Origin of the sequence: Rouxiella aceris (assembly GCF_012933545.1) — a bacterium.
Taxonomy (GTDB): domain Bacteria; phylum Pseudomonadota; class Gammaproteobacteria; order Enterobacterales; family Enterobacteriaceae; genus Rouxiella; species Rouxiella aceris.
This window is the reverse complement of the sequence record NZ_JAADJU010000015.1, coordinates 111,578-134,650: the sequence shown is the minus strand read 5'-3', so window position 1 is coordinate 134,650 and position 23,073 is coordinate 111,578. Positions and strand designations below refer to the sequence as shown.

The 23,073-nt window shown below is 52.6% G+C and carries 21 protein-coding genes, 1 pseudogene and 1 riboswitch; of the genes and pseudogenes, 15 read left to right on the top strand and 7 right to left on the bottom strand.

Annotation, left to right across the window (positions count from 1 at the left end; genetic code table 11):
• The coding region (locus tag GW590_RS24235) for a hypothetical protein (protein ID WP_211186874.1) at positions 1-230 on the top strand (230 nt) is incomplete at its 5' end.
• A 1,188-nt stretch (positions 231-1,418) separates the two neighbouring features.
• On the top strand, positions 1,419-2,771 hold the full coding sequence (gene yegD / locus GW590_RS22490) for a molecular chaperone (protein ID WP_169405315.1): 1,353 nt from the start codon (positions 1,419-1,421) through the stop codon (positions 2,769-2,771).
• Positions 2,772-2,840: 69 nt separating this feature from the next.
• On the opposite strand, the gene GW590_RS22485 is transcribed toward yegD, so the two are convergent.
• Positions 2,841-3,794: an aldo/keto reductase gene (locus tag GW590_RS22485; protein ID WP_169405314.1), complete on the bottom strand. Its 954-nt coding sequence runs from the start codon at positions 3,792-3,794 to the stop codon at positions 2,841-2,843.
• Between the two features lie 369 nt (positions 3,795-4,163).
• Between GW590_RS22485 and mdtD the strand changes: the two genes are divergently transcribed.
• The 11 genes and pseudogenes from mdtD (at position 4,164) to GW590_RS22430 (ending at position 15,840) form a co-directional block, all read left to right on the top strand.
• Positions 4,164-5,615: a multidrug transporter subunit MdtD gene (gene mdtD / locus GW590_RS22480; RefSeq protein WP_169405313.1), complete on the top strand. Its 1,452-nt coding sequence runs from the start codon at positions 4,164-4,166 to the stop codon at positions 5,613-5,615.
• Positions 5,612-7,003 (top strand): envelope stress sensor histidine kinase BaeS, encoded by a 1,392-nt coding sequence (gene baeS, locus GW590_RS22475; protein ID WP_169405312.1) that lies wholly within the window; start codon positions 5,612-5,614, stop codon positions 7,001-7,003. Before mdtD ends, baeS begins: the two co-directional genes overlap by 4 nt.
• On the top strand, positions 7,003-7,722 hold the full coding sequence (gene baeR, locus GW590_RS22470) for an envelope stress response regulator BaeR (RefSeq protein WP_169405311.1): 720 nt from the start codon (positions 7,003-7,005) through the stop codon (positions 7,720-7,722). Before baeS ends, baeR begins: the two co-directional genes overlap by 1 nt.
• A gap of 120 nt (positions 7,723-7,842) precedes the next feature.
• Complete coding sequence (locus GW590_RS22465; protein ID WP_169405322.1) at positions 7,843-8,184, top strand: YegP family protein; 342 nt, start codon at positions 7,843-7,845, stop codon at positions 8,182-8,184.
• Between the two features lie 173 nt (positions 8,185-8,357).
• Positions 8,358-9,734: a prephenate-dependent tRNA uridine(34) hydroxylase TrhP gene (trhP, locus tag GW590_RS22460; RefSeq protein WP_169405310.1), complete on the top strand. Its 1,377-nt coding sequence runs from the start codon at positions 8,358-8,360 to the stop codon at positions 9,732-9,734.
• Positions 9,735-10,148: 414 nt separating this feature from the next.
• A complete protein-coding gene (gene yegS, locus GW590_RS22455; RefSeq protein ID WP_169405309.1) occupies positions 10,149-11,048 on the top strand; it encodes a lipid kinase YegS in 900 nt (299 codons plus the stop codon).
• 227 nt (positions 11,049-11,275) lie between these two features.
• Positions 11,276-11,437, top strand: a pseudogene (locus tag GW590_RS24675) (bifunctional D-altronate/D-mannonate dehydratase); the annotation flags it as partial.
• A gap of 14 nt (positions 11,438-11,451) precedes the next feature.
• A complete protein-coding gene (locus GW590_RS22445; protein ID WP_169405321.1) occupies positions 11,452-12,465 on the top strand; it encodes a Zn-dependent oxidoreductase in 1,014 nt (337 codons plus the stop codon).
• Between the two features lie 224 nt (positions 12,466-12,689).
• Entirely contained in the window at positions 12,690-13,979 is a 1,290-nt protein-coding gene (locus GW590_RS22440; protein WP_169405308.1) for an MFS transporter, read from the top strand.
• Between the two features lie 174 nt (positions 13,980-14,153).
• Positions 14,154-14,840, top strand: coding sequence for a GntR family transcriptional regulator (locus GW590_RS22435; protein ID WP_169405307.1), 687 nt, complete (start codon positions 14,154-14,156; stop codon positions 14,838-14,840).
• Positions 14,841-14,955: 115 nt separating this feature from the next.
• A complete protein-coding gene (locus tag GW590_RS22430; RefSeq protein ID WP_169405306.1) occupies positions 14,956-15,840 on the top strand; it encodes a hypothetical protein in 885 nt (294 codons plus the stop codon).
• Here the strand turns inward: GW590_RS22430 and thiD are convergent.
• Positions 15,825-16,640, bottom strand: a complete 816-nt coding sequence (thiD, locus tag GW590_RS22425) for a bifunctional hydroxymethylpyrimidine kinase/phosphomethylpyrimidine kinase (protein WP_169405305.1) — start codon at positions 16,638-16,640, stop codon at positions 15,825-15,827. The genes GW590_RS22430 and thiD overlap by 16 nt on opposite strands.
• A complete protein-coding gene (thiM, locus tag GW590_RS22420) occupies positions 16,637-17,446 on the bottom strand; it encodes a hydroxyethylthiazole kinase (RefSeq protein WP_169405304.1) in 810 nt (269 codons plus the stop codon). The genes thiD and thiM overlap by 4 nt, the downstream gene beginning before the upstream one ends.
• A 34-nt stretch (positions 17,447-17,480) precedes the next feature.
• Positions 17,481-17,577: riboswitch (TPP riboswitch) on the bottom strand.
• A gap of 181 nt (positions 17,578-17,758) precedes the next feature.
• Between thiM and GW590_RS22415 the strand changes: the two genes are divergently transcribed.
• Together GW590_RS22415 and GW590_RS22410 are read left to right on the top strand one after the other, a co-directional pair.
• Positions 17,759-18,214 (top strand): 2-dehydro-3-deoxygalactonokinase, encoded by a 456-nt coding sequence (locus GW590_RS22415; RefSeq protein ID WP_268952825.1) that lies wholly within the window; start codon positions 17,759-17,761, stop codon positions 18,212-18,214.
• Positions 18,215-18,236: 22 nt separating this feature from the next.
• Complete coding sequence (locus GW590_RS22410; protein WP_169405302.1) at positions 18,237-18,854, top strand: 2-dehydro-3-deoxy-6-phosphogalactonate aldolase; 618 nt, start codon at positions 18,237-18,239, stop codon at positions 18,852-18,854.
• Between the two features lie 130 nt (positions 18,855-18,984).
• Here GW590_RS22410 and aroD read toward each other — a convergent pair whose 3' ends face one another.
• The 4 genes from aroD to GW590_RS22390 form a co-directional block, all read right to left on the bottom strand.
• Positions 18,985-19,869: a type I 3-dehydroquinate dehydratase gene (gene aroD, locus GW590_RS22405; RefSeq protein ID WP_235956015.1), complete on the bottom strand. Its 885-nt coding sequence runs from the start codon at positions 19,867-19,869 to the stop codon at positions 18,985-18,987.
• Between the two features lie 115 nt (positions 19,870-19,984).
• Positions 19,985-21,541 carry a NosD domain-containing protein gene (locus GW590_RS22400; protein WP_169405301.1) on the bottom strand — a complete coding sequence of 519 codons (1,557 nt, stop codon included), beginning with the start codon at positions 21,539-21,541 and terminating at the stop codon, positions 19,985-19,987.
• Between the two features lie 192 nt (positions 21,542-21,733).
• Positions 21,734-22,453, bottom strand: a complete 720-nt coding sequence (locus GW590_RS22395) for a DUF554 domain-containing protein (RefSeq protein WP_169405300.1) — start codon at positions 22,451-22,453, stop codon at positions 21,734-21,736.
• Complete coding sequence (locus tag GW590_RS22390; RefSeq protein ID WP_169405299.1) at positions 22,450-23,070, bottom strand: UbiX family flavin prenyltransferase; 621 nt, start codon at positions 23,068-23,070, stop codon at positions 22,450-22,452. Before GW590_RS22390 ends, GW590_RS22395 begins: the two co-directional genes overlap by 4 nt.
• Between the last annotated feature and the right edge of the window lie 3 nt (positions 23,071-23,073).

Genomic DNA, 23,073 nt, shown 5'->3' with positions numbered 1-23,073 from the left:
GAGGCGAAGGCGCGCCTCCTTTGGAATCCTGCGCCTTGTCCAAATTGAACAGTGTCGTGCCCTCGGTTGTAGTTCTTTCCAGTGACATCGGTGTGTGGCCTAAACCACGCCGCTGCGCGGTCCTCTCGCTTGATTTCGTGCCAACGGTAAGGCTGTTGTCACTCAACGCTGCGCTCGACGTAGGTTTTGAATCGGCCAGGAAACATTTACGGCAAAACCGGCAACATTAAAGGTCAACGGCGAAAAACAAAAGACAAAAAGTTTGCGGCTGAAACGGCACGGTGTGCATAGGTGGTTGGCACATTCAGAGACGGCGCCGCGCGAAGCGGAGGGAGACGTTTTTGGCTCCCGACCGAGCAAGGGGACTGCGCAGCAGCGCGGCTAGTGCCACGCTGGGAGTCACTGAAACATAGCCGGTAATAGGCAGCAGACGAATAGACAACACCAAAAGGCCCAGGATTGTTAAGGAGCGGGCCAGCGCTCCTTAACTCGGTTCGGCACAGCGGGTTAAGTAGCCACCGCTATTATAAAACCGAAACAGCTCCTCGTAGCTCATTGACTTTAAAACCAAAAATTGCCATTTAAGCCCAAACCAAAACAGCTCCCCATAGCCAATTGACTTTTAAGCCAACAAATTGACATTTAAGCCAAACCGGCACTGTTTACATAGCTGACTGGCACATTCAGAGACGGCGCCGCGCGAAGCGGAGGGAGACGTTTTTGGCTCCCGACCGAGCAAGGGGACTGCGCAGCAGCGCGGCTCGTGCCACGCTGGGAGTGACTGGAAAATAGCCGGTAATAGGCAGCAGACAAATCAAAGACACCAAAAGGCCCAGGATTGTTAAGGAGCGGGCCAGCGCTCCTTAACTCGGTTCGGCACAGCGGGTTAAGTGGCCACTACAGTTATAAAACCGAAACAATTCCTCTAAAGCCAATAGCCCTTTAAACCAAGAAATTGCCATTTAAGCCAAAACCGTACGATGTACATAGCTAGTTGGCACATTCAGAGACGGCGCCGCGCGAAGCGGAGGGAGACGCTTTTGGCTCCCGACCGAGCAAGGGGACTGCGCAGCAGCGCGGCTCGTGCCACGCTGGGAGTGACTGAAACATAGTCGGTAATAGGCAGCAGACGCATCAACAACACCAAAAGGCCCAGGATTGTTAAGGAGCGGGCCAGCGCTCCTTAACTCGGTTCGGCACAGCAGGCCAAGTTGCCACCGCTATTATAAAACCGAAACAACTCCTCATAGCCCATTGACTTTAAACCACAAATTGCCATTTAAGCCCAAACCAAAACAACTCCTCTAAAGCCAATTGGTTTTAAAACAGAAAATTGCCATTTAAGCCCAAACCAAAGCCTTGCCTGATGGCAGCGACTCCGGTAAAGTCGCCCCCCTTCTTTGGCGTGGGGAACTGTGATGTTTATTGGATTTGACTACGGGACAGCGAATTGCTCAGTTGCCGTGATGCGTGATGACAACGCAGAACTTTTGACGTTAGAAAATAACGAGGTCTATCTCCCCTCCATGTTATGCGCTCCCACGCGTGAAGCCGTGTCGGAATGCCTGCATCGCCATTGGCAAGTGCCGACGGGAAGCGATGAAAATCAGCAATTGCTGCGACGTAGTATCAGCTTCAACCGTGAAGAGGATATTCAGGTTGCCAGCAACAGTGTGCAGTTCGGCTTACAAGCACTGGCGACCTATATGGAAGACCCCGAAGAAGTCTACTTCGTGCGGTCCCCCAAATCCTTCCTCGGGGCCAATGGGCTAAAACCGCAACAGATCGCGCTGTTTGAAGATCTGGTCTGCGCCATGATGTTCCATATCAAACGTCAGGCGGAATCTGTCTTACAACACAGCATTGAACAGACGGTGATCGGCCGTCCCATCAACTTCCAGGGCATGGGCGGCGATGAGGCCAACCAACAGGCGCAGGGCATTTTACAACGCGCTGCCGCACGTGCCGGCTTCCGCGATATTGCCTTTCAATTCGAACCCGTAGCCGCCGGACTGGACTTTGAAGCCACGCTGACCGAAGACAAAACCGTATTGGTCGTCGATATTGGCGGTGGCACCACCGACTGCTCAGTGCTGCTGATGGGACCAAGCTGGCGCGGCAAGGCGGAACGCCAGCACAGTTTGCTGGGCCACAGCGGTTGCCGCGTTGGCGGTAACGATCTGGATATTATGACCGCCTTCAAACAGCTGACACCGCGATTTGGTATGGGCGGCGAAACGCAAAAAGGCATTGCCCTGCCTTCTCTGCCCTACTGGAATGCCGTAGCGACCAACGATGTACCGGCACAGTTCGATTTTTACAGCGCCGCGACCAGTCGTTTACTGCGCGATATGATCCGCGATGCGGCCAACCCAGACCGGGTCAAACGCCTGCTGAAAATTCATCAGCAACGGCTAAGTTATCGTCTGGTTCGCGCCGCAGAAGAGAGCAAAATTGCGCTGTCAGAACGTGAAAACGTCACGGCATCGTTGGCATTTATTGAAGCGGGTCTGGCAGAAAATATCAGCCAGCAGCAACTCAGTGAAGCCATTGCCCAGCCTCTGGAACGTATTCAGGAGCAGGTCAGCCTGGCACTGGCTACCAGCGATATTACGCCGGATGTGATCTACCTTACCGGCGGCAGCGCCCGTTCACCGCTGTTGCGCAGCGCACTGCAGGCGCAATTACCGGGTATTCCGCTGGTGGGTGGCAATGATTTTGGCTCGGTTACCGCAGGCCTGGCACGTTGGGCGCAAACCTTGTTTCGTTGAAATCGGGTAAGGGGTGCATAAAAAACGCCGGCATAAGATGTCCGGCGTTTTTTTATGCCAACAACTTATTTAATAAGCACTGGCCTGATTTAATGTCTCGATGTCAGCGGCTGTCAGCTGCAACCGGGTTGCCAGCGCAAGATCTTGCAGTTGCTGTAGCGAGGTAGCACTGACGATCGGTGCGGTGATCCCCGGTCTGAAGATTAACCAGGCCAACGCGACCTGGGTAGGGGAAACCTGATGTTTTTCCGCTACCGCATCCAGCGCCTGAAGAATTTTTATCCCGCGAACGTTAAGATAACGTTTCACAACATTGTCACCGCGCTGGCTTTTGCCGGCATCTGCTGCCGTGCGGTACTTACCGGACAAAAATCCGCTGGCCAGCGCATAGTAGTTGATCACCCCGACGTGATTGTCGGTGATCACTTTTTCCAGCCCCGCTTCATAATCCTGACGATCGTAAAGATTGTATTCGGGTTGCAAGGTTTCATAGCGCGCCAGCCCGTGATCTTTTGATACCTGCAACGCCTCGGCAAAACGCGGGGCACTGTAGTTAGAGGCACCGATAGCCCGCACTTTGCCCTCTTTGATCAGCGAGTCAAACGCCGCCAGCGACTCGGCCAACGGGGTATCGGCATCATCATCATGCGACTGATAGAGATCAATATAGTCGGTTTGTAAACGCTTAAGGGAGGCTTCGACCGCCTGTTTGATATAGCGCGGCGATAACCCCACCAGCCCTTCCCCCATCGGCTTGCCGACTTTGGTGGCCAGAATAATTTTGTCACGCTTGCCGCTAATCTTTAACCAGTTACCGATAATGGTTTCCGACTCACCGCCGTGGTTGCCCGCCACCCAGCGTGAATAGACATCGGCAGTATCGATAAAATTAAGCTGGTGATCCAGTAAGGCATCAAGAATGCTGAACGAAGTCGGTTGATCGATGGTCCAGCCAAAAACGTTGCCGCCAAAGGTCAGCGAAGGAACCTGGATGCCTGAACGCCCCAATTCTCTTTTACTCATTATGCACTCCTTTCGTCGATGATTAGCCATGTTAACCCTGCTCCTGGCAAGGTGCGCCGCAGTGGGCGGCCTCTTGAAATCCATAGGAACTATTTACTTAGTCTACTAACCTTAGCATCCTGGCGGGTAAATATTCAGTCATCATCACGGGTATTTATTGTCACCAAAGGAAAGGGACTCCATATTTCCTCCATTTTTTATGCGTCCCCAGTCGTTAAACTTAAGCCTGCTATCGATCTGCGTTCTGTGACCGGGCTAACGGACAGCTTATGGCTTGCCCTGCGTCATGCATTTCCGCTGGTATTGTGTCCGAGAGACAGGGCAAACTTAAACCGCGATTAAAGACATACTTTTAGGCAATAAACATCCATGACCGAAGATACCGGCACTACTCTACCCATGTCAGTTCGCTGGCAGCTTTGGATTGTTGCCTTTGGCTTTTTTATGCAGTCGCTGGACACCACCATCGTCAATACCGCCCTGCCGTCAATGGCTGTCAGCCTTGGCGTAAACCCGTTGCATATGCACAGTGTGGTAGTGGCCTACGTACTGACCGTGGCGATGATGCTCCCCGCCAGCGGTTGGCTGGCAGATAAAGTCGGCGTCAAATGGATTTTTTTCTCGGCGATTGTGCTCTTTACGCTGGGTTCACTGCTGTGCGCACAATCCACCACCTTGCAACAGCTGGTGATGTCACGCGTGGTGCAGGGCATTGGCGGGGCAATGATGGTCCCGGTCGGGCGCCTGACGGTGTTGAAAATTGTCCCGCGCAGCGAGTATATGGCCGCCATGACTTTCGTTACGCTGCCCGGTCAGGTCGGCCCCTTGCTGGGGCCGGCGTTAGGCGGATTTTTGGTGCAATATGCCAGTTGGCACTGGATCTTTCTGATCAATCTGCCGGTGGGGTTGGCGGGCTGTATTGCCACCTTGATGCTGATGCCAAACTATAAAATGCAAACCCGACGCTTTGATCTCAGTGGCTTTATCTTGCTGGCGCTGTGTATGGCAACCCTGACGCTGGCACTGGAAGGGAATAAAGGCCTGGGGCTGTCCACTCCGCTGCTGGCGGTGTTGGTGATCGTCGGTTTCGCCTCACTGGCTGGCTACTGGCTTCATGCCCGGGGAAATCTCTCCGCCCTGTTCTCACTGCGACTTTTCCATACACCAAGCTTTTCCATTGGCCTGAGCGGCAGTTTTCTCGGCCGTATTGGTAGCGGTATGCTGCCATTTATGACACCGGTGTTTCTGCAACTGGGTATGGGCTTTACCCCGTTCCACGCCGGATTAATGATGATCCCCATGGTATTGGGCAGCATGGGGATGAAACGCATCGTCGTCAGGCTGGTCAATCGACTCGGCTATCGCCGTGCACTGGTCAGCGCCACACTGCTGCTGGCACTGATCACTCTATGTATGCCGTTGGTGGCCATTTATGGTGCTTACTGGATGATCCCGGTGGTGCTATTCTGCCAGGGTATGGTCAACTCGCTGCGCTTCTCGTCAATGAATACCCTGACACTGAAAGATTTGCCGTCGCGACTGGCCAGCAGTGGTAACAGCCTGCTGTCGATGATTATGCAACTGTCGATGAGTCTGGGGGTCAGCGTGGCCGGACTGCTGATTGGTCTGTTTGCTCATCAGCAAATGATGCCGGGCAGTCAAACGATGCACACTGCCTTTATTTACTGTTATTTATGCATGACGCTGATTATCGCCCTGCCTGCCTGGGTATTTTCGCGCGTGCCCGATGACACCAACCGCATCACGCGTTTAGCGCGCGACAACACGGCAACCTCTACTGAATCTGCGAGCAAAACATGAAACCAGGCATTACCGCCAAACTGTTTCTGGCAATATTTCTGACCAGTAGCCTGGTGATGGTTACCATGAACTGGGGCGTTCGTATGAGTTTTGAACGGGGTTTTATCGACTATATCCGTCACGGCAATGAACAGCGGGTCGAGATGATTGCCGACTACCTCGAGCAACAGTATGAACAGCACGGCAACTGGGATTTTTTAAAAAATAACGATAAAGCCGTTTATCAAATGATGCACAGCTTTGACCAGAATGAAGAGCATAGTCAGTTATTGCCGCCGCCGGGATGGCGCACCAAATTCTGGATCCTCGACAGTAACAACCAACGCGTTGCCGGTTCTGATTCGACTATTCCACCAGACCTGTTGAGTACCGGACGTAAAATGACCGTCAAAAGTGATTTTATCGGCACCGTGGTCTCTACGTCGGCGGAGCGTCTGACGCGTAATGCCGATATCAACTTTGATCAGCAACAGCGGCGTACCAGTTGGATCATTATGGGCTTTACCACCCTGCTGGCGGCGGCAGTGACCTGGCTGCTTTCTCGCGGTATGCTGGCTCCGGTCAAGCGTCTGGTCAAAGGCACCCATCAACTGGCCGCAGGCGACTTTAGCAGCCGGGTGGAAGTCGGCACCCAGGATGAACTCGGCAAGCTGGCCAATGACTTTAATCAGTTGGCCATTTCGCTGGAGAAAAACGAGCAAATGCGACGCGCTTTTATGGCTGATATCTCCCATGAACTGCGCACGCCGCTGGCGGTGTTGCGCGGCGAACTGGAGGCGATGCAGGATGGCGTCAGAAAAATGTCGCTGGAGTCGCTGGCCTCGTTGCAGTCGGAAGTCTCACTGTTGACCAAACTGGTGGACGATCTTTATCAGTTGTCGCTGTCAGACGCCGGAGCCCTCGCCTACCGCAAAGAAGAAACGGATATTGTGCATCTGATCCAGCTCGCAGAAGCCGGTTTCCGCGACCGTTTTCATGCCAAGGGATTACAGCTCGGCAGCCATCTGCCCGACAAGGCACCGATATTTGGCGATCCGCAGCGGCTGTCGCAACTATTTAATAATCTTTTAGAAAATAGCCTGCGCTATACTGATGCTGGCGGTGGGCTGGAGATTATTGCCATTCGGCGTGACAAATTTTTGCGCATCGCCTTTCAGGACAGTGCACCAGGGTTGAATGAAGAACAACTGCGACGCATTTTTGAACGCTTTTATCGTACAGAAGGGTCGCGCAATCGTGCCAGCGGCGGTTCTGGTCTGGGACTGGCAATTTGCCAAAATATTGTCGAAGCACACGGCGGCAAGATCAGTGCCGAGCACTCCCCTGCCGGCGGCGTGCGTATCCTGCTATTGCTGCCGCTTTCACTTCCTATCGGACAAAGAATGTAATGAACGAGTTAGCCAATGCTGATATTCAGCCACTGAAGATCCTGATTGTTGAAGATGAACCCAAACTCGGCCAACTGCTGGTGGATTATCTGCAGGCAGCAGGCTACGCAACGGAATGGCTGACCAACGGCAATGAAGTGGTGCCTCTGGTGCAATCCAATCCGCCAACCATGATCTTGTTGGATCTTATGCTGCCCGGCATTAGCGGGTTAAGTATTTGTCGCGATATTCGCCAGTTTTCCGATATTCCCATTATGATGGTCACCGCCAAAACCGAAGAGATAGACCGCTTGCTGGGGCTGGAAATTGGTGCCGATGACTATATCTGCAAACCCTATAGCCCACGCGAAGTGGTGGCACGCGTTAAAACCATTTTACGTCGCTGTTATCGCCCGGCCGAGCCATTGGCAGAGGGTACGGGACTGCATATCGATGAAGGCTGTTTCCAGGCGCATTATCAGGGCGTTGAGCTGGATCTGACCCCTGCCGAGTTCCGCCTGTTAAAAACCCTGTCGATCAAACCTGGCTACGTATTTACCCGTGAAGCTCTACTGAATAATCTCTACGACGATTATCGTGTGGTGACCGACCGGACCATCGATAGCCATATTAAAAACCTGCGCCGCAAGCTGGAATCCATCGACGGTGACAAAGCCTTTATCCGTGCCGTATACGGCGTTGGCTACCGCTGGGAGGCCGAACCTTGTCGGCTGACATAAGGCTGTCGACCTGGTCACATTTTCGTCTAAAAAAGCGTCTGTACTCTGGGTTTACGCCTGTTTTAAATTTGCCTTAAGCTATACTCAATCGTGGACGATGCAACGATAGGAGATATTTTTATGGCAACAGGTCATTACGATCTTAAAAAAGCGAAGAATGGACAGTTTCACTTTAACCTGAAAGCCGGTAACGGAGAGATCATACTGAGCAGCGAAATGTATGCCAGTAAGGCTTCTGCTGAGAATGGAATTTCTTCGGTACAGATTAATGCTCCTGACGAAGACCAGTATGAAATCAAGCCCAGCAAAGATGGTCAGCACTATTTTGTGCTCAAGGCGAAAAATCAGCAGGTCATCGGTGTAAGCGAAATGTATGCGGCAACCAGTGCTGCTCACAAAGGCATGCAATCTGTGGTCAAAAATGGACCCAGCACTGACATTCGCGATCTGACAGGTCATTAACGACTGGCGAGACGCTGTTCGTAAAGAACAGCGTCAAATTTGATCTCGATCAAGTTTGTTCTTAGTAGCCATCCTGCCCCCCTGTTTTTCCTGTTTTTCATCGCTACAATTCCGCCCTTTCGCCGCCGCCTATCGGGTAGTGGCCCTGACTTGTGATCAGACTGAGAATATCTATGTTTACTCCGGAATTGCTCTCTCCGGCCGGCTCGCTTAAAAACATGCGTTACGCCTTTGCTTATGGCGCTGATGCTGTGTATGCCGGTCAACCACGTTACAGCCTTCGCGTCCGTAATAACGAATTTAACCATGAGAATCTGGCGACGGGCATCAACGAAGCCCATGCGCTCGGTAAAAAGTTCTACGTGGTGGTCAATATCGCGCCGCACAACGCCAAATTAAAAACCTTTCTGCGTGATTTGCAGCCGGTGATCGAGATGGGGCCAGATGCCCTGATTATGTCCGATCCAGGTCTGATCATGATGGTGCGCGAAGCTTATCCGCAAATCGATATCCACCTGTCGGTGCAGGCAAACGCGGTAAACTGGGCAACGGTGAAGTTCTGGCAGCAGATGGGACTCAGTCGCGTGATCCTCTCCCGTGAACTGTCGCTGGAAGAAATAGCCGAGATCCGTAAGCAGGTCCCGGAAATGGAACTGGAAGTGTTTGTCCACGGAGCACTGTGCATGGCTTATTCCGGCCGCTGCCTGCTGTCGGGCTATATCAATAAACGCGATCCCAACCAGGGAACCTGCACCAATGCCTGCCGCTGGCAATACAAGGTGCAGGAAGGCAAAGAAGATGATATCGGTAATATCGTCTTCCAGCACGACCCTATTGCGGTGAAACAGCTGGATGCCGAACCGGCACTGGGTATCGGCCAGCCAACCGATCGGGTGTTTATGCTGGAGGAAGTACAGAACCCAGGCGAACCAATGAGTGCCTTTGAAGATGAACACGGCACCTATATCATGAACTCCAAGGATCTGCGTGCCATTGAACACGTTGCCAGCCTGACGCAAATGGGCGTGCACTCGCTGAAAATTGAAGGCCGCACCAAATCCTTCTATTACTGCGCTCGTACCGCCCAGGTCTATCGCCGTGCCATTGATGACGCCGTAGCCGGTAAACCCTTCGATCCTTCGCTGCTCACCACCCTTGAAGGGTTGGCGCATCGCGGTTATACCGAAGGATTCTTGCGTCGTCATGTGCATCAGGCGCAGCAAAACTATGACTACGGGTTTTCCGTCAGCGATCGTCAGCAGTTTGCCGGCGAGTTCACCGGTCAACGCGGCACGGGTAACAATAGTGGCTGGGCCGAGGTGGATGTCAAAAACCGCTTTGTGGTCGGCGACAGCATCGAAATCATGACGCCAGAAGGCAATATCCAGTTTTATATCGATCAGATGCAAAACAAAAAAGGGGAACCGATCACCGCAGCGCCGGGAAATGGTCATATCGTTTATTTACCGATCCCCCAGGATGTCCCTTTGGCATTCGCTATTTTATTAAGGAATCTGGTTAATAGCGATACGCGTAATCCTAACGTTTAATTAACATAATAAATGCCGTCGAAAAACGGCATTTATTGTCGTTTTCTTTTCAAAAAGTAGAATCCGATCACAACGCCAACCCCTCTATTTCGTTACTATTCTTCCCGCAGCAAATTCAGAATGAAAAAGAACTGAATAAATTAATTCATAACCACCTCTTCGCCGGCTCAAACACCCTTGAGCTGGCAAATTTTATTTTAAAATAATTAACAGCCCCAATAAAAAAACCAATTAATAAAAAACATAAGTGCAATAAGTAAATAAAACCCGTCATTCCCCGCCGACCATAATTAAATTCTTCGCCATTTTCCCTGAAAATTCTGATGGCTATTGCCCTTGATGATCATCTATGTTTATAGCAAAGACGGCAAAGCTAAACGCCAAAGATTGCCTGCGATAAACCTGGAGGGAGCGATGGGTGCCACACCACAAGCACTACTGATTTTAAATGGAAAAGGTGCAGATAACGAGCTGCTGCGCCAGGCCGTTGCGACACAACGTAACGCGGGCGCGGCACTCGCCGTTCGCGTGACCTGGGAACACGGCGATGCGGTACGCTATGTCAACGAAGCAATAGAACTGGGTGTCGAGACGGTTATTGCGGGCGGTGGTGACGGCACCATTAATGAAGTGGCGACGGCATTAATAAGTCATAACACCAACAATCGCCCGGTGCTGGGTATTCTCCCCCTCGGCACTGCCAATGATTTTGCTACCAGTTGCAGCATCCCGATGGAGATGGATCAGGCACTGACCCTGGCGATACACGGCCGCGCCACGGCTATCGACCTGGCGCGGGTAAATGACCAACGTTACTTTATCAATATGGCCACTGGCGGGTTTGGCACGCGCATTACCACCGAAACACCGGAAAAACTGAAATCGGCACTCGGTGGCGTCTCCTATTTTATCCATGGGCTACTGCGGATGGATACGCTCAAAGCCGATAGCTGCGAAATAAGCGGACCAGGATTTGCCTGGGCCGGTGAAGCGCTGGTAATCGGCATTGGCAATGGTCGTCAGGCCGGGGGCGGACAAGAGATCTGCCCACAGGCGCTGATCAACGACGGTCTGCTGCAACTGCGTTTGTTGACCGCCGAAGAGCTGTTGCCAGCATTTTTACGTAGCCTGTTGAATGGCGAAGAGAACAAAAATATTGTCTCTACATCGCTGCCCTGGCTGGAAATCCGCGCCCCCCATGATATGACCTTTAACCTTGATGGCGAACCTTTGACTGGCACTTTTTTTCGCATTGAAATCCTTCCGGCAGCATTGCAATGTCGCCTGCCGCCGCACTGTGCGCTACTCGGCTAGCACAGCAGACGCCCTGGCCTGCGGCGTAAAATCCGCAGGCTGACCAGCCCCCCCAACTTACGCGGTTATTTCTCCATACTGGCGCTTGCTCGCCTGATTGCCTATTTATTCCAGCCCCTCGCCGCTAACCAGTTGCCCATAAACTGTGATCTTCTCCAGCAAAAAACGATCTACATACTTGTATGGTAGATAGGTAAGGGCGTATTTTTTCAATAACGCTTAACGCAGTGTTATTGCATAACGGAATCTTTGATAACGGCGATATGCCGCCAGGCGACAAACCGGGCCTGGGTAGCAAATTTGATGAAAACTGGCAGCGAAATATTGCTATGGACCTGCCTATCTGCCGGTCGTCCGTCTTGAAGACGGCACATTTTTGGAGCTGGTAAGCGAGATGAATACCATGAAAAGTATTGTAATTGAACAACCCGGAAAACTGGTGATCGAACAACGCCCGCTGATGGAGCCGGCACCGGGTGAGGTCAGGGTAAAAGTCAGCTACGCCGGGATCTGCGGCTCGGATGTCCATATTTATCACGGCCATAACCCTTTTGCCAAATACCCGCGAGTGATTGGCCATGAATTTTTTGGTCATATTGATTGCGTGGGAGAAGGCGTCGATCCCGCCCGTATTGGCGAACGTGTTGTCGTCGACCCGGTGGTGAGCTGTGGACACTGCTATCCTTGTTCCATTGGCCGTCCCAACGTCTGCACCACACTGCAAGTGATTGGCGTGCACCGTGACGGCGGCTTTAGCGATTATGCCGTTGCCCCGGCCCAAAATGCCTATGTGGTACCGGCAGCGATCCCCGACCGACTGGCCAGCATGGTGGAACCTTTTACCATTGCCGCCAATATCACCGCTTTTTTGCAGCCGACGCCGCAGGATATCGCGCTGGTATACGGTGCCGGTCCTATGGGCCTGACGGTTATCCAGGTGCTGAAGGGCGTGTACGGGGTACAACAAGTGATTGTCGTCGACCGAATTGACGAACGCCTGGCCATGGCCCGCGATAACGGTGCCGATTTAACCCTCAACAATCTACAGCAGTCGGTTGCCGAACAGCTGGCCACGCAGAATTGTCGACCTACGCTGGTGATTGATGCCGCCTGCCATCCGAGCATTTTGCAGGAAGCCATCAACCTGGCCTCTCCGGCGGCGCGTATTGGCATGATGGGTTTCTCCGGCGAAGCCAGCAGCATTACGCAGCAAAGCATTACCAGCAAAGAGATCTCGCTGTTCTCTTCACGGTTGAACAGCCATCGCTTCCCGCAGGTGATCGCCTGGATGTCAGAGGGCAAAATCGATGCCGAAAAATTGGTGACCCACTGCATGCCTGCCCATCAGGTGGAGGCCGCCATGCTGCTATTTGAAAAAGACCAGCGGGCCTGCTGCAAAGTATTGCTTGAGTTTTAGTTTTCCCGGTGCAGGGCAGTATGGCTGACCTGTACCATTTTACATCATCAGAGTCGATTTAACTTTTAGCTGAAATACCCCTACACCCAAGGTCTCTGCTGTTGCCGCTTACTTAGCCGCAGCATCAGGCACTGAGGATAAATAACTAAAACAAACCCTACACCGCTGTTATTGCCAATGCAGCCGTACCCAGGCAATAATGACAGGTATAAGTGGAGCCACTCATGTTTAAGAATATACGCTGGATTATTGTATTCCTGCTGTGTCTGGTCTACATGATCAATTATCTCGATCGCGTCGCCCTGTCGATTACGGTGCCGATGATCGAAAAAGAGCTGACTATTAATCCTGAACAGTTTGGGATGATATTTGGCAGCTTCTTTTTTGGCTATGCCATATTTAATTTTATCGGTGGGCTGGCCGTCGATAAATTCGGTCCTACCCTGGTTATGGGGCTGGCCGTCGGCCTGTGGTCAATATTCTGTGGTATGACCGCCATCGCCACCGGTTTTTATTCCATGCTGATCCTGCGGGTATTATTCGGTATGGCCGAAGGCCCGATTTGCGCCTCGGCAAATAAAATGATCAATGGCTGGTTCCCCAAAAAACAGGCGGCCACCGCCATGGGCTTTTTAAGCGCCGGCTCCCCTCTCGGCGGGGCAATTGCCGGGCCAATTGTCGGTTATCTGGCGATTGCCTTTGGCTGGCGTCCGGCGTTTATGATCATTGCCGCCATCGGCATTGTCTGGATGCTGGTGTGGTTCTTTACCGCGGCAGATAATCCTGAAAAGAGCAAAAATGTCAGCGAACGCGAACGTCTGCTGGTTAGCCAGTTAAAAAATGAAAAAATAAGCGAAGAAGAAGATTTGGCGCAGTCGGCGCATAAACTGGGCTACTACTTGCGCCAGCCAATTATTCTGGTTACCGCTTTTGCCTTCTTTTGCTACAACTATATTTTATTCTTCTTCTTAAGCTGGTTCCCGGCCTATTTAGTCCAGGCCCATGGCTTAAATATTAAAGAGATGAGTTTGACGACAGTTATTCCATGGATTGTCGGCTTTATTGGTCTGGCATTGGGTGGCCTGATTTCCGATAAAATTTTCAAGATCACCGGTCGCTTATTATTGTCGCGCAAAATCGTACTGGTTGTCAGCCTGTTGGCCGCCGCCATCTGCGTGGCATTAGCGGGCGTGGTCAGCAGCGTGGTTCCGGCCGTATTGTTAATGTCAGTGTCGATTTTCTTCCTGTACACCACCGGTGCCATCTACTGGGCGATTATTCAGGATGTGGTGCATAAATCAAAAGTCGGCAGCGCCAGCGGGTTTATTCATTTAATCGGCAGCGTATCCGGCATTATCGGTCCCGTTGTTACTGGCTTTATTGTGCAGAATACCGGCCATTTCGATAGCGCGTTTATTCTCGCCGGCGGCGTTGCGGCACTGGGTGCCATTCTGGTGTTCTTTGTGGTCAAACCACCAAAACATCTGCCACAAACCCGTATCTCCCACTCTTAATCCTCCCCAACCCCGACCACAGGTCGGGGTATCCCTTTACCCGACCTGGCCCTGGCCCTGGCTTACCATCAGGCCAAAGCAGAGCGAATAGATATATCCGCTTCACCATCGCAAAACCGTGTGGAAAGTCATGCTATTATGCTGCTATCTCATTCTCGGAATATCGTCTCCGCCATGTCAGGATCATATGAATTGATAGCAAACGTACCGGTAAATCAGCAAATTTACCGTACCCTGCGCCAGGAAATCGTCGCCTGTGTGATACCGCCCGGCGCCTTCCTTTCCGAAAAGGAAATTTCGGCACGTTTTAACGTTTCCCGCCAACCGGTGCGCGAAGCATTTATCAAGCTGGCCGAAGCCGGGCTGGTGCAGGTATTACCGCAGCGCGGCACCTTTGTAATGAAGATTTCCGCCAAGCGTGTCGCCGATGGGCGTTTTATCCGCGAAGCGCTGGAAACCGCGGTGATCCGCCGGGCAGCCAGTGTGGTGACCGATGAAGACCTGGCGATACTGGCGCATAATCTGCAACGCCAGGAACTGGCGGCAAAAAGCCAGCAATCCCAGGAGTTTTTACAGCTTGATGATGAGTTCCATCGCCTGATTGCCGAGATTATCGACTGTCGTCTGGCCTGGGAAACCATTGAAAACATCAAAGCCACCATGGACCGCGTGCGTTTCTTTTCCCTCAGCAATGTCTCGCCGCCGGAAAACCTTATCGCCCAGCACTATAATATTTTTGCTGCGCTCCAGGCGCGCAATCCCGATGCCGCTGAGCAGGCATTACGCGTCCATCTGCAGGAGATGATTTTCTCCATTACGCCGATTGCCCAGCAGAACAGTGAATGGTTTGAAGTCGAATAATCCAGCGGATCGCAAACAGATTGCGATCCAGCCCACGATTCAGACAGTTCGCCGACAAGCTGTATAACAACTTAAGGTAAGATATAAACCATTACCTTCTGGCAGGATACCCGCGATGTCTGTTACTGACGATTTGGCCCCCTCACTGCAAAAACTTTATTACTCTGCAGAAAATACGCTGCCACTCTCTCATCTGGATGAAGAAAAAATTTGTCAGATTGCCCGCGATCTCGACAGCGCCGGCAGTGATAAAGAGCATTATGTCACCGGCTGGATGGGACTGAATTCGGTGGTGTTGGTCAGAAGCTATCAAAGCAAACGCGGCAGTGCCGACGGCATTGTGCTGACACGCGGCGATAAATATCGTCTGAGCGTACAATCGGTGATATTTCGCATTCCCAAACCTTTGCTGTGGATCACCTTCCGCCGCCGCCCACGCACCATGAAAGTGATCACCTATAGCCGCCTGGATGAAATGCACAATGGCTTGCAGCAGTATCACAATATTCAGGAGCCGCAGCTAAAAGAACAACTCGAAGCCGACTGGCGCGAGATAAACGACTATCTCGGCATGGCCTGCTGGCAGCGCGAACACGATCACCCGGTGTGGAATAGTTTGCAGCAACAGCTCAACGCTGAGCGCCTGGTGGCACTTTGTGCCCATGATTTTTTCGATACCGCCAAACTGCAAAAAGACGGTGACTTTGAAGGCCGCTGGCAGAAAGGATTTTTTATTGGCCGCCGCAGTGACGGTGCCGCCGTGGTGCTGCTCTCCTGGCAGCATCCGGAAACCCAGGAGATGGCCAGCTATCTGTTCGAGATCCTTAAAAAGAGCACCGGCCCTACCCGACTGCGACTTTCACTGCGTCCACGCAAGCAGGAAAAATTCTATCCGCTAAATCCTTTCGATGTGCAACATCTGCAAGATGCCTTGCAGATGTTTGAGCAGGCGGAAAGCGCCATGGCGACCGCCGTTCCTACCCTTCACCACCAGCGGTGAAAATGGTGCACCGGGCCGATGCCCTCGCCCACTTGCAGGGTATCAGCCTGCATTAAGGCCTGTTGCAGATAGCCTTTGGCGGCGCGTACGGTGTCCGGCCAGTTGTCGCAGCGCGGTCGCAAAGCCGCCAGTGCCGCCGAAAGCGTACAGCCGGTGCCATGCGTATTTTTGGTGGCAATTCTCGGTGCGGTAAAACGCTGACGATAATCTGCCGTCATCAACCAGTCGGGACTTTCGCTGTCACCCAGATGCCCGCCCTTGATCAATACCGCCTGACAGCCCATCGCCAGCAACGCCTCCCCCTGTTGACACATTTCATGCTCGTTACTGGCCACCGCGCAGTCGAGCAGTGCCGCCGCTTCCGGCAGATTGGGGGTGATGATCGACACTTGCGGCAGCAACCATTTGCGTAGCGCCTCCACGGCATCGGGCGTCAGCAAGGGATCGCCACTTTTCGCCAGCATCACCGTATCGAGCACTACCCAGGCTGGCGCTTTTTCCAGCTTATGGTAATAACGCAGACGCTCGGCGACAGCCTCGACAATTTGCGTGGTGGCCAGCATGCCGATTTTGGCACTGTCGATGCGTACATCGCTCAGCACCGAGTCAAGCTGCGCGGCGACAAAGTCAGGATCAATCTGATACACCGACTGCACCCCGCGAGTGTTTTGCGCCACCAGCGCGGTGATCACACTGGTGCCATAGGCTTCCAGCGCCGAAAATGTTTTCAGATCTGCCTGTACCCCTGCGCCACCGCTCGGGTCGGTACCGGCAATAGTCAGGGCATTAATACGCTTCATGGCTGCCCCTCCGCGCAGAGCTGCGATTGATCGAGATGGTATAAGCCATCCAGGAACGCCGGGGTAAAACTGCCAGGACCGTTGGCCTGCCGACTGGCTTGCTCTCCGGCACAGGACATCACCCGACAGGCAGCGGCAACATTGGCCAAGCGATCACCGGGTAAGGAAACAAAGGCGGCAACCACCGCAGATAACGCACAGCCGGTGCCCACCACTCGGGTCATCAACCGATCGCCACCGGGTACCGCCCATTGCTGTTCGCCGTCGCTGATATAGTCAATTTCGCCGGTCACCGCCACCACGGCACCAGTTTGACGGGCAAGCTGTTGCGCCGCAGGCAATGCCGCCAGTGAGGTATCGGCGCTGTCTACACCCCGCCCCGCTGCCGCCAGGCCGCTGAGCGCCATAATTTCAGAGGCATTACCGCGGATCGCCGCCGGACGCAGCTGCAGGAGATCCCGACAAAAAGCCGAACGCCAACCAAGCGCCCCGACGGCAACCGGATCAAGTACCCAGGGTTTTTGCGCACCGTTGGCGGCATGGATCGCCGCCAGTATGGCAACGGATTGAGGTTCGGTCAGCGTGCCGACGTTAATCAATAAGGCACTGGCAATGGCGGCGAATTCCGCAGCTTCCCGGGGATCGATAACCATCGCAGGCGAGGCCCCAAGGGCCAGCAGGACGTTGGCAGTAAAAGATTGCACCACGTCATTGGTAATACAGTGCACCAAAGGTGAAGCAGTACGCAGTTGTTGTAAGGCGGCCACGGCCGTTAAGCCGGGTAAAACGCGAGGTCGAGTGGTCATATTACTCCCAACCGGCGATCAAGAAGGGGTACCGGTTGAGATACCACGACTTCCCTACGCTGGCATTATCCAGATCAGGTGGTACGGGTATTTCTCAGCCTTCACAAAGAAGGGCACCCCGAGTCATTAGCAATATATATCTTGTTGGATCAGCTTACGGGAAGCGGTGGCATTTGAAAAGAATTAACCGGCCCTGAGTCAGCTTCAAACAGCGCTAAACTTTGCGGGGAGATCAATAACCGCCGAAGAAATATGCAAAATAAACATCTGATAGTTTATTGTTGCAGAAGATAAAACTCCCTCTGGCGATTACTGAGAGCTAGCACAACACAACCGTCCTCTTTATATGTTATGAGTGATACATATCATAAATGGGTCATGACCGAGGGGATAACATTAAGGACTTTGGTCTGTAATCATCGGCGAACTGCACCTGGTCTACTTAAACAGACTCAACCAGGGACCGGCGTTGCAGAACAATTGGTCTGTGCCAAGGTTTTTGATTTGGGGTTGGCGCGCGATCTGGAAGCGCCCGGCATCTTGCCCCGCCTGTTTGAAGTCCGTGCCGTAGATGCCCTCGGCCAGCTTCCACGGGAAAACGTTAGCGAATTTCTTTCCGGCCTGTTGATGGGCAGCGAAGTGCGAGCATGGCCTCTTGCTTCGCCTTATCTCAGGTCATTACGCTTGTCGCTCACCCTTCGCTACCCGCGAGCCTTTGCACTGAAGGGACAAAGCACGCAAGTACTTAGCGGCGACATAGCATTTTAGGCAGGTAAAAGGAGCTTCACTCATGCAATGGCAAACTAAACTTCCGCTTATCGCTATCTTAAGAGGGATCACCCCGACTGAGGTACACGCCCATGTGGCAGCTCTCGTTGAGGCCGGGTTTGAAGCCATCGAGATCCCACTCAACTCGCCACAGTGGGAAGTCAGCATTCCCGAAATGGTGAAGGCCTTTGGCAATAAGGCACTGATTGGCGCGGGTACCGTTCTCAAACCGGAACAAGTTGACCAGCTTGCGGCAATGGGATGCCAACTGATTGTGACGCCCAATGTTAACCCTGAGGTGATCCGTCGGGCCGTTAAATACGGCATGACAGTCTGTCCCGGCTGTATAACGGCTAATGAAGCCCTGGAAGCGTTGGTTGCGGGTGCACAGGCGTTTAAAATCTTCCCGTCCTCGACTTTTGGAACGGAATATATCACGGCGCTGAAAGCCGGTTTACCCCGCGATGTCCCCGTTTTTGCCGTAGGTGGCATCACCACCGAAAACCTGGCGAAGTGGATCCATATTGGCTGCACCGGTGCCGGACTTGGCAGTGATTTATATCGCGCCGGGCAAAGCGTTGAGCACACGGCGCAACAGGCGGCGGCATTTGTCAAAGCCTATCGCGAAGCCGTGCAATAAATTGACCAAACTCACTCCTGTTGCTTAACCTCCTCGCGAGCATGTTCTGCAACTGAAAGCGACCAAGGTTTGGCCAAGACCACCGGCATCTGGTGGTCTTGGCGACTTACAGCGTGGTAACGCTTAAAAACTAGTGACCGGCCAGCGCCATATGCAGAGTTTCCATACTCTGATGTAACTGATGGGCTTCAATTTGCCCCGGTGCGGATGGCGTGCCTAACATGCCGAAAGTAAGATCATCGCCAAATACTTCACCTGACAGACGAGATACCGCACCCAGTCCCCCCATCGACATGGTCAGCAGCGGTTTGCGCGAATAGTTGTCACGAATTTGTGCCGTTGCATCCATTAAGTTGACGACATCTTCAGGATTATGGGGCATCACGGCAATTTTCAGAATATCAGCCCCCATCGCATCCTGCTTGCGCAGGCGAGAGACGATATCAGCCACAGGCGGGGTTTTATTAAAGTCGTGACTGGACATCACCACCTTGATACCGGCTTTATGGGCCGCCGCCACCACTTGCTGAACCACCTTCTGGTCACGAAACATTTCCACGTCAAGAATATCGATAAAACCCTCTTTGATCAGTGACAAATAAAGATCGCCATAGGCTTTGTCGCTGATGGCTTTCATACCACCTTCCGCCTGGGTACGAAACGTCAGGATCAAGGGTTTACCGTTAACGGCCGCGGCGACCTGTTTGCCCAGCTCGCCGACTTTCGCCGCGTTAGTGGCAAAATCGAGATAATCAATGCGGTATTCAATCAGATCGGCATCAGCATTTGAGCCAATGGTTTTCGCCTGCGCCAATACCTGGTCCGCCGTAGTGCCGGTGGTCGGGATGATTATTTTCGCCATTCCCGTACCAATGACCGTATGACGAATGGTGATCGCCTCAGCATGACGTTGTACCACCGCCGCAGCGGGAGCACTGGTTTGCGCTGCCATGGCCATCGTCGGTAAGCTCAACAGCAGTGCCAGGGCGACTGCACTTTTAGTAAATCTCATCATAGTTTTCCTTTTGACCGTCATAACTCGCCGGTCAGATGGCCTTAGCCACCTGATGACGTTATTTTTTTAGTTGCAGGGAATGCAGTCGTTAAGGAGGGTGTGCGCTATGACTTAATTATTTCAGCGCGGTCGGCGTACTTAATGGCGAAGTGGCTCCATCGTTGGTGGTCGCCGTTGCGGTAACATTCGCCACTGGCAAATCGGCAGCAAGGGTCATTTTTTCGTGGATCACTCCTTCACCTTTGGCATCGATGGCCACCATCTGATAACCGAGGTAATGTTCCGCTTCATCCATGGCAGATTTGCTGTTGGAGAAGAACTCAACGCGATACAACGTATTGGCTTCGCCTTTCACCTGTCCGTCGATCGTCAGGTCATTCTGCTGACGGCTAACATGGGTAATCAAAGGCGCATGCTGGTCTTTATTCGGCGTTTTTTCGCAGTCTGCTGATTTACCATCAATAGCGCAGATTTTTTCCAGTTTACTGGTGTCATTACTGATGCCACCACCGCGATTGCCGATAAAGGCGGCATGCTCCAGACCCGGCACATTAAAGATAATGGCACCGGCATATCCCGGCAGACAACTGCCGCCGGCAAAGCAACGATTCACCGGTTGTCCGTTACCCACCATGATATTGGCGGTAATACGGTTAACCGCCGGTCCGGTGATACGGTTAATACCAAAGGTGTGATTGGGTCCTGGTTCCCCCTGCGGACGCACTGATACCGCGACCCGGTTGCCGGTCATAGTATTGCCATCCACAATATTGCCCGTACCGCTTAGGGTAACGGCAGAAGAGAGGTTGCTGAAGGTATTACCGGCGATATCGTTACGGTTGCCCCAGTTAAGTTGCACACCGTCGGAATAATTTTCGAAATGGTTGTGGATCACTTCGTTGTCATTGCCCCACAATATTTCCAGCCCCTGCGATGGCTCTTGGTTATGTACCTGGTCGGTGGTAATAAAGTTATCTGCAATCAGGTTAAATGATGCACCGCGCGTGGTTTCCATGCCATCGCCATTATTAATAAAGGCATTGCGAATAATTTTATTACGCTCAGTGCTGGTCGTGGTGGAATTTCCTTTGCCATCATCGCCGGTCATCATAATACCCGCACCGCCATGATTCCCCACAATACGGCTGTCCTCAATCACATTGTCTTTGGCGCGGTTGATTAAAATGCCAATACAAAAATTACGGACTTCCAGTCCCTGTAGAGTCACATCATGAGTATCACGTAAAACCAGTCCTGGCATGGTGGTGGTGCGAACATTGGCACCATATTGGCCACTGACTGCCCCTGGACAGGATTGCGGATCGCTGCCTTTAATATAACCGGAGCCATCAATGGCGGCATATTTGCCATTGCGCAGCCAGTCAAGATTAATAATCTCTACCGGTCCCTGTACTGCCGGCAGAGGTTTAAGCGGTTTAATAACCAATGGCTGATTATTCGGCGACTGAAGTTCTATACGGTAATGGCCTGGATTTTGATTATTCTTATCCAGCGCCCAGCGCAAGGTTCCGGCACTGCCATCATCCGCGGATGACGTCACTGTTAATACTTCAGTTTTTACTCCTTCCGGCGCGATAGTCGTATTTTCCGCGGCGAAAGTGGTCAATGGCATCACTAATGCCACGGCCAGGGAAAGTTTATTTCTGATCATGATATAACCTGTTTTTTATTAGATAAACATTCGTTATTTCCAGTCCCTGGACCCCGGTTATTCGCAGAAAAAATGCCACAGTCAACCAACACAGGTGATAAATCACTAATGCGCAGTAGGACAACCCTGTTTTCTGCAATAACATTTTTCCTTTACCGCTGTTTTATCTAAGCGGGTGAGCATTTATATCTTTTAAAAAAAACTGCTCCACAGGCTGGAGATCGGCATGGCAAGCAGCAGCGCAGGCAACATATTGGCCACCGGAAATATTTTGATGCCGCAAATGCGAAAACCTGTGGCAAACATTAATACCCCGCCAACGGCAGAGAAATCGGCCTGCATTGCCGGCGTGGTCAGCGGTAGAATAAATATTGCCCCATAGGCCAGCAGCAACTGAATAATCAATTGCGGTACAGCAACCACGGCCACGGCAAAACCGAGGGTGGTGGCGAAAATCGCTGCGGTAAACAGGTCGAGGAATGACTTGGCGATCAGTACGCTGGTATCTCCGGTCATGCCTTCATGCATCGAACCGAAAATCCCGGTGCCGCTGGCACAAAACAGCACAATAATCGCCACGTAACTTTGCAGGAACTGTTCCTGAGAAGCCTGATCGCTGGCGTCGGATTTAACAAACAGTTCCACAAAGCTGCGCGCTTTGCTGCCCAATTTGCCAATGCCCTTCTCCAGGTAGCAAAGTTCACCCAGCAAGGCCCCCAAAATAACCGACAGCACCATCACCGGCATATGGCTGACCTTTACGACCAGAACAACCCCCATACACATTGAGGCAGCGCCAAAAATCAAAGGCATAGACAAACGCAGCCGTTCAGGCAAACGCGTACTGAGCAATGCGCCGACAATACCACCAATCAATACGGCAGAGCCGTTGATATAAGGTCCAATAATCACGAGTCTTTTCCCCTGGTCATTAATTGCATATTTTCCCCCCAGCGCGGCAGATCGGCACAGTCAAGATCCAACAGTCCCAGCGCCCGGGCCACGCTATGCGCAATAATCTCTTCAACACTGCTCGGCCTGGCGTATAGCGCTGGCACCGGCGGAAAGATAATGCCGCCGCATTCGGTCACTTGCTGCATATTGCGCAGGTGGACGGCATGCAGTGGCGTTTCTCGTACCATCAGCACCAGCCGACGACGCTCTTTAAGCACGACGTCTGCCGCCCGCGTCAGCAGGTTATCGGTCAGGCCGTTGGCGATAGCGGCCAGGGTATGCATTGAACAAGGCGCAACCAGCATACCGAGCGTTCGAAATGATCCGCTGGCAATGGCCGCTCCCACCGCGCGGAAGGGATACACCACATCCGCCAGCGCCATCACATCCGCTTCGCTAAGCGTTGTTTCATGTTCCCGGTTGAGGTGACCCGCCGGAGAAATAATCAGATGCGATTCGACATCAAGCTGGCGCAGATAGCGCAGCGCCTGGACGCCGTAAGAAAATCCGGACGCACCGCTAATGCCAACAATGACGCGCGGTTTCCGCGGTGTTCGTAATGCAGACCCTGACATGCT

Bases quoted from the DNA above. Each gene is read 5' to 3' on its own strand.
- yegS (WP_169405309.1), top strand. From the start codon at position 10,149: ATGGGTGCCACACCACAAGCACTACTGATTTTAAATGGAAAAGGTGCA.
- GW590_RS22435 (WP_169405307.1), top strand. From the start codon at position 14,154: ATGTCAGGATCATATGAATTGATAGCAAACGTACCGGTAAATCAGCAA.
- yegD (WP_169405315.1), top strand. From the start codon at position 1,419: ATGTTTATTGGATTTGACTACGGGACAGCGAATTGCTCAGTTGCCGTG.
- thiD (WP_169405305.1), bottom strand. From the start codon at position 16,640: ATGAAGCGTATTAATGCCCTGACTATTGCCGGTACCGACCCGAGCGGT.
- baeR (WP_169405311.1), top strand. From the start codon at position 7,003: ATGAACGAGTTAGCCAATGCTGATATTCAGCCACTGAAGATCCTGATT.
- GW590_RS22430 (WP_169405306.1), top strand. From the start codon at position 14,956: ATGTCTGTTACTGACGATTTGGCCCCCTCACTGCAAAAACTTTATTAC.
- thiM (WP_169405304.1), bottom strand. From the start codon at position 17,446: ATGACCACTCGACCTCGCGTTTTACCCGGCTTAACGGCCGTGGCCGCC.
- GW590_RS22410 (WP_169405302.1), top strand. From the start codon at position 18,237: ATGCAATGGCAAACTAAACTTCCGCTTATCGCTATCTTAAGAGGGATC.
- GW590_RS22445 (WP_169405321.1), top strand. From the start codon at position 11,452: ATGAAAAGTATTGTAATTGAACAACCCGGAAAACTGGTGATCGAACAA.
- mdtD (WP_169405313.1), top strand. From the start codon at position 4,164: ATGACCGAAGATACCGGCACTACTCTACCCATGTCAGTTCGCTGGCAG.
- GW590_RS22465 (WP_169405322.1), top strand. From the start codon at position 7,843: ATGGCAACAGGTCATTACGATCTTAAAAAAGCGAAGAATGGACAGTTT.
- trhP (WP_169405310.1), top strand. From the start codon at position 8,358: ATGTTTACTCCGGAATTGCTCTCTCCGGCCGGCTCGCTTAAAAACATG.
- baeS (WP_169405312.1), top strand. From the start codon at position 5,612: ATGAAACCAGGCATTACCGCCAAACTGTTTCTGGCAATATTTCTGACC.
- GW590_RS22485 (WP_169405314.1), bottom strand. From the start codon at position 3,794: ATGAGTAAAAGAGAATTGGGGCGTTCAGGCATCCAGGTTCCTTCGCTG.
- GW590_RS22390 (WP_169405299.1), bottom strand. From the start codon at position 23,070: ATGTCAGGGTCTGCATTACGAACACCGCGGAAACCGCGCGTCATTGTT.
- aroD (WP_235956015.1), bottom strand. From the start codon at position 19,869: ATGATGAGATTTACTAAAAGTGCAGTCGCCCTGGCACTGCTGTTGAGC.
- GW590_RS22440 (WP_169405308.1), top strand. From the start codon at position 12,690: ATGTTTAAGAATATACGCTGGATTATTGTATTCCTGCTGTGTCTGGTC.
- GW590_RS22400 (WP_169405301.1), bottom strand. From the start codon at position 21,541: ATGATCAGAAATAAACTTTCCCTGGCCGTGGCATTAGTGATGCCATTG.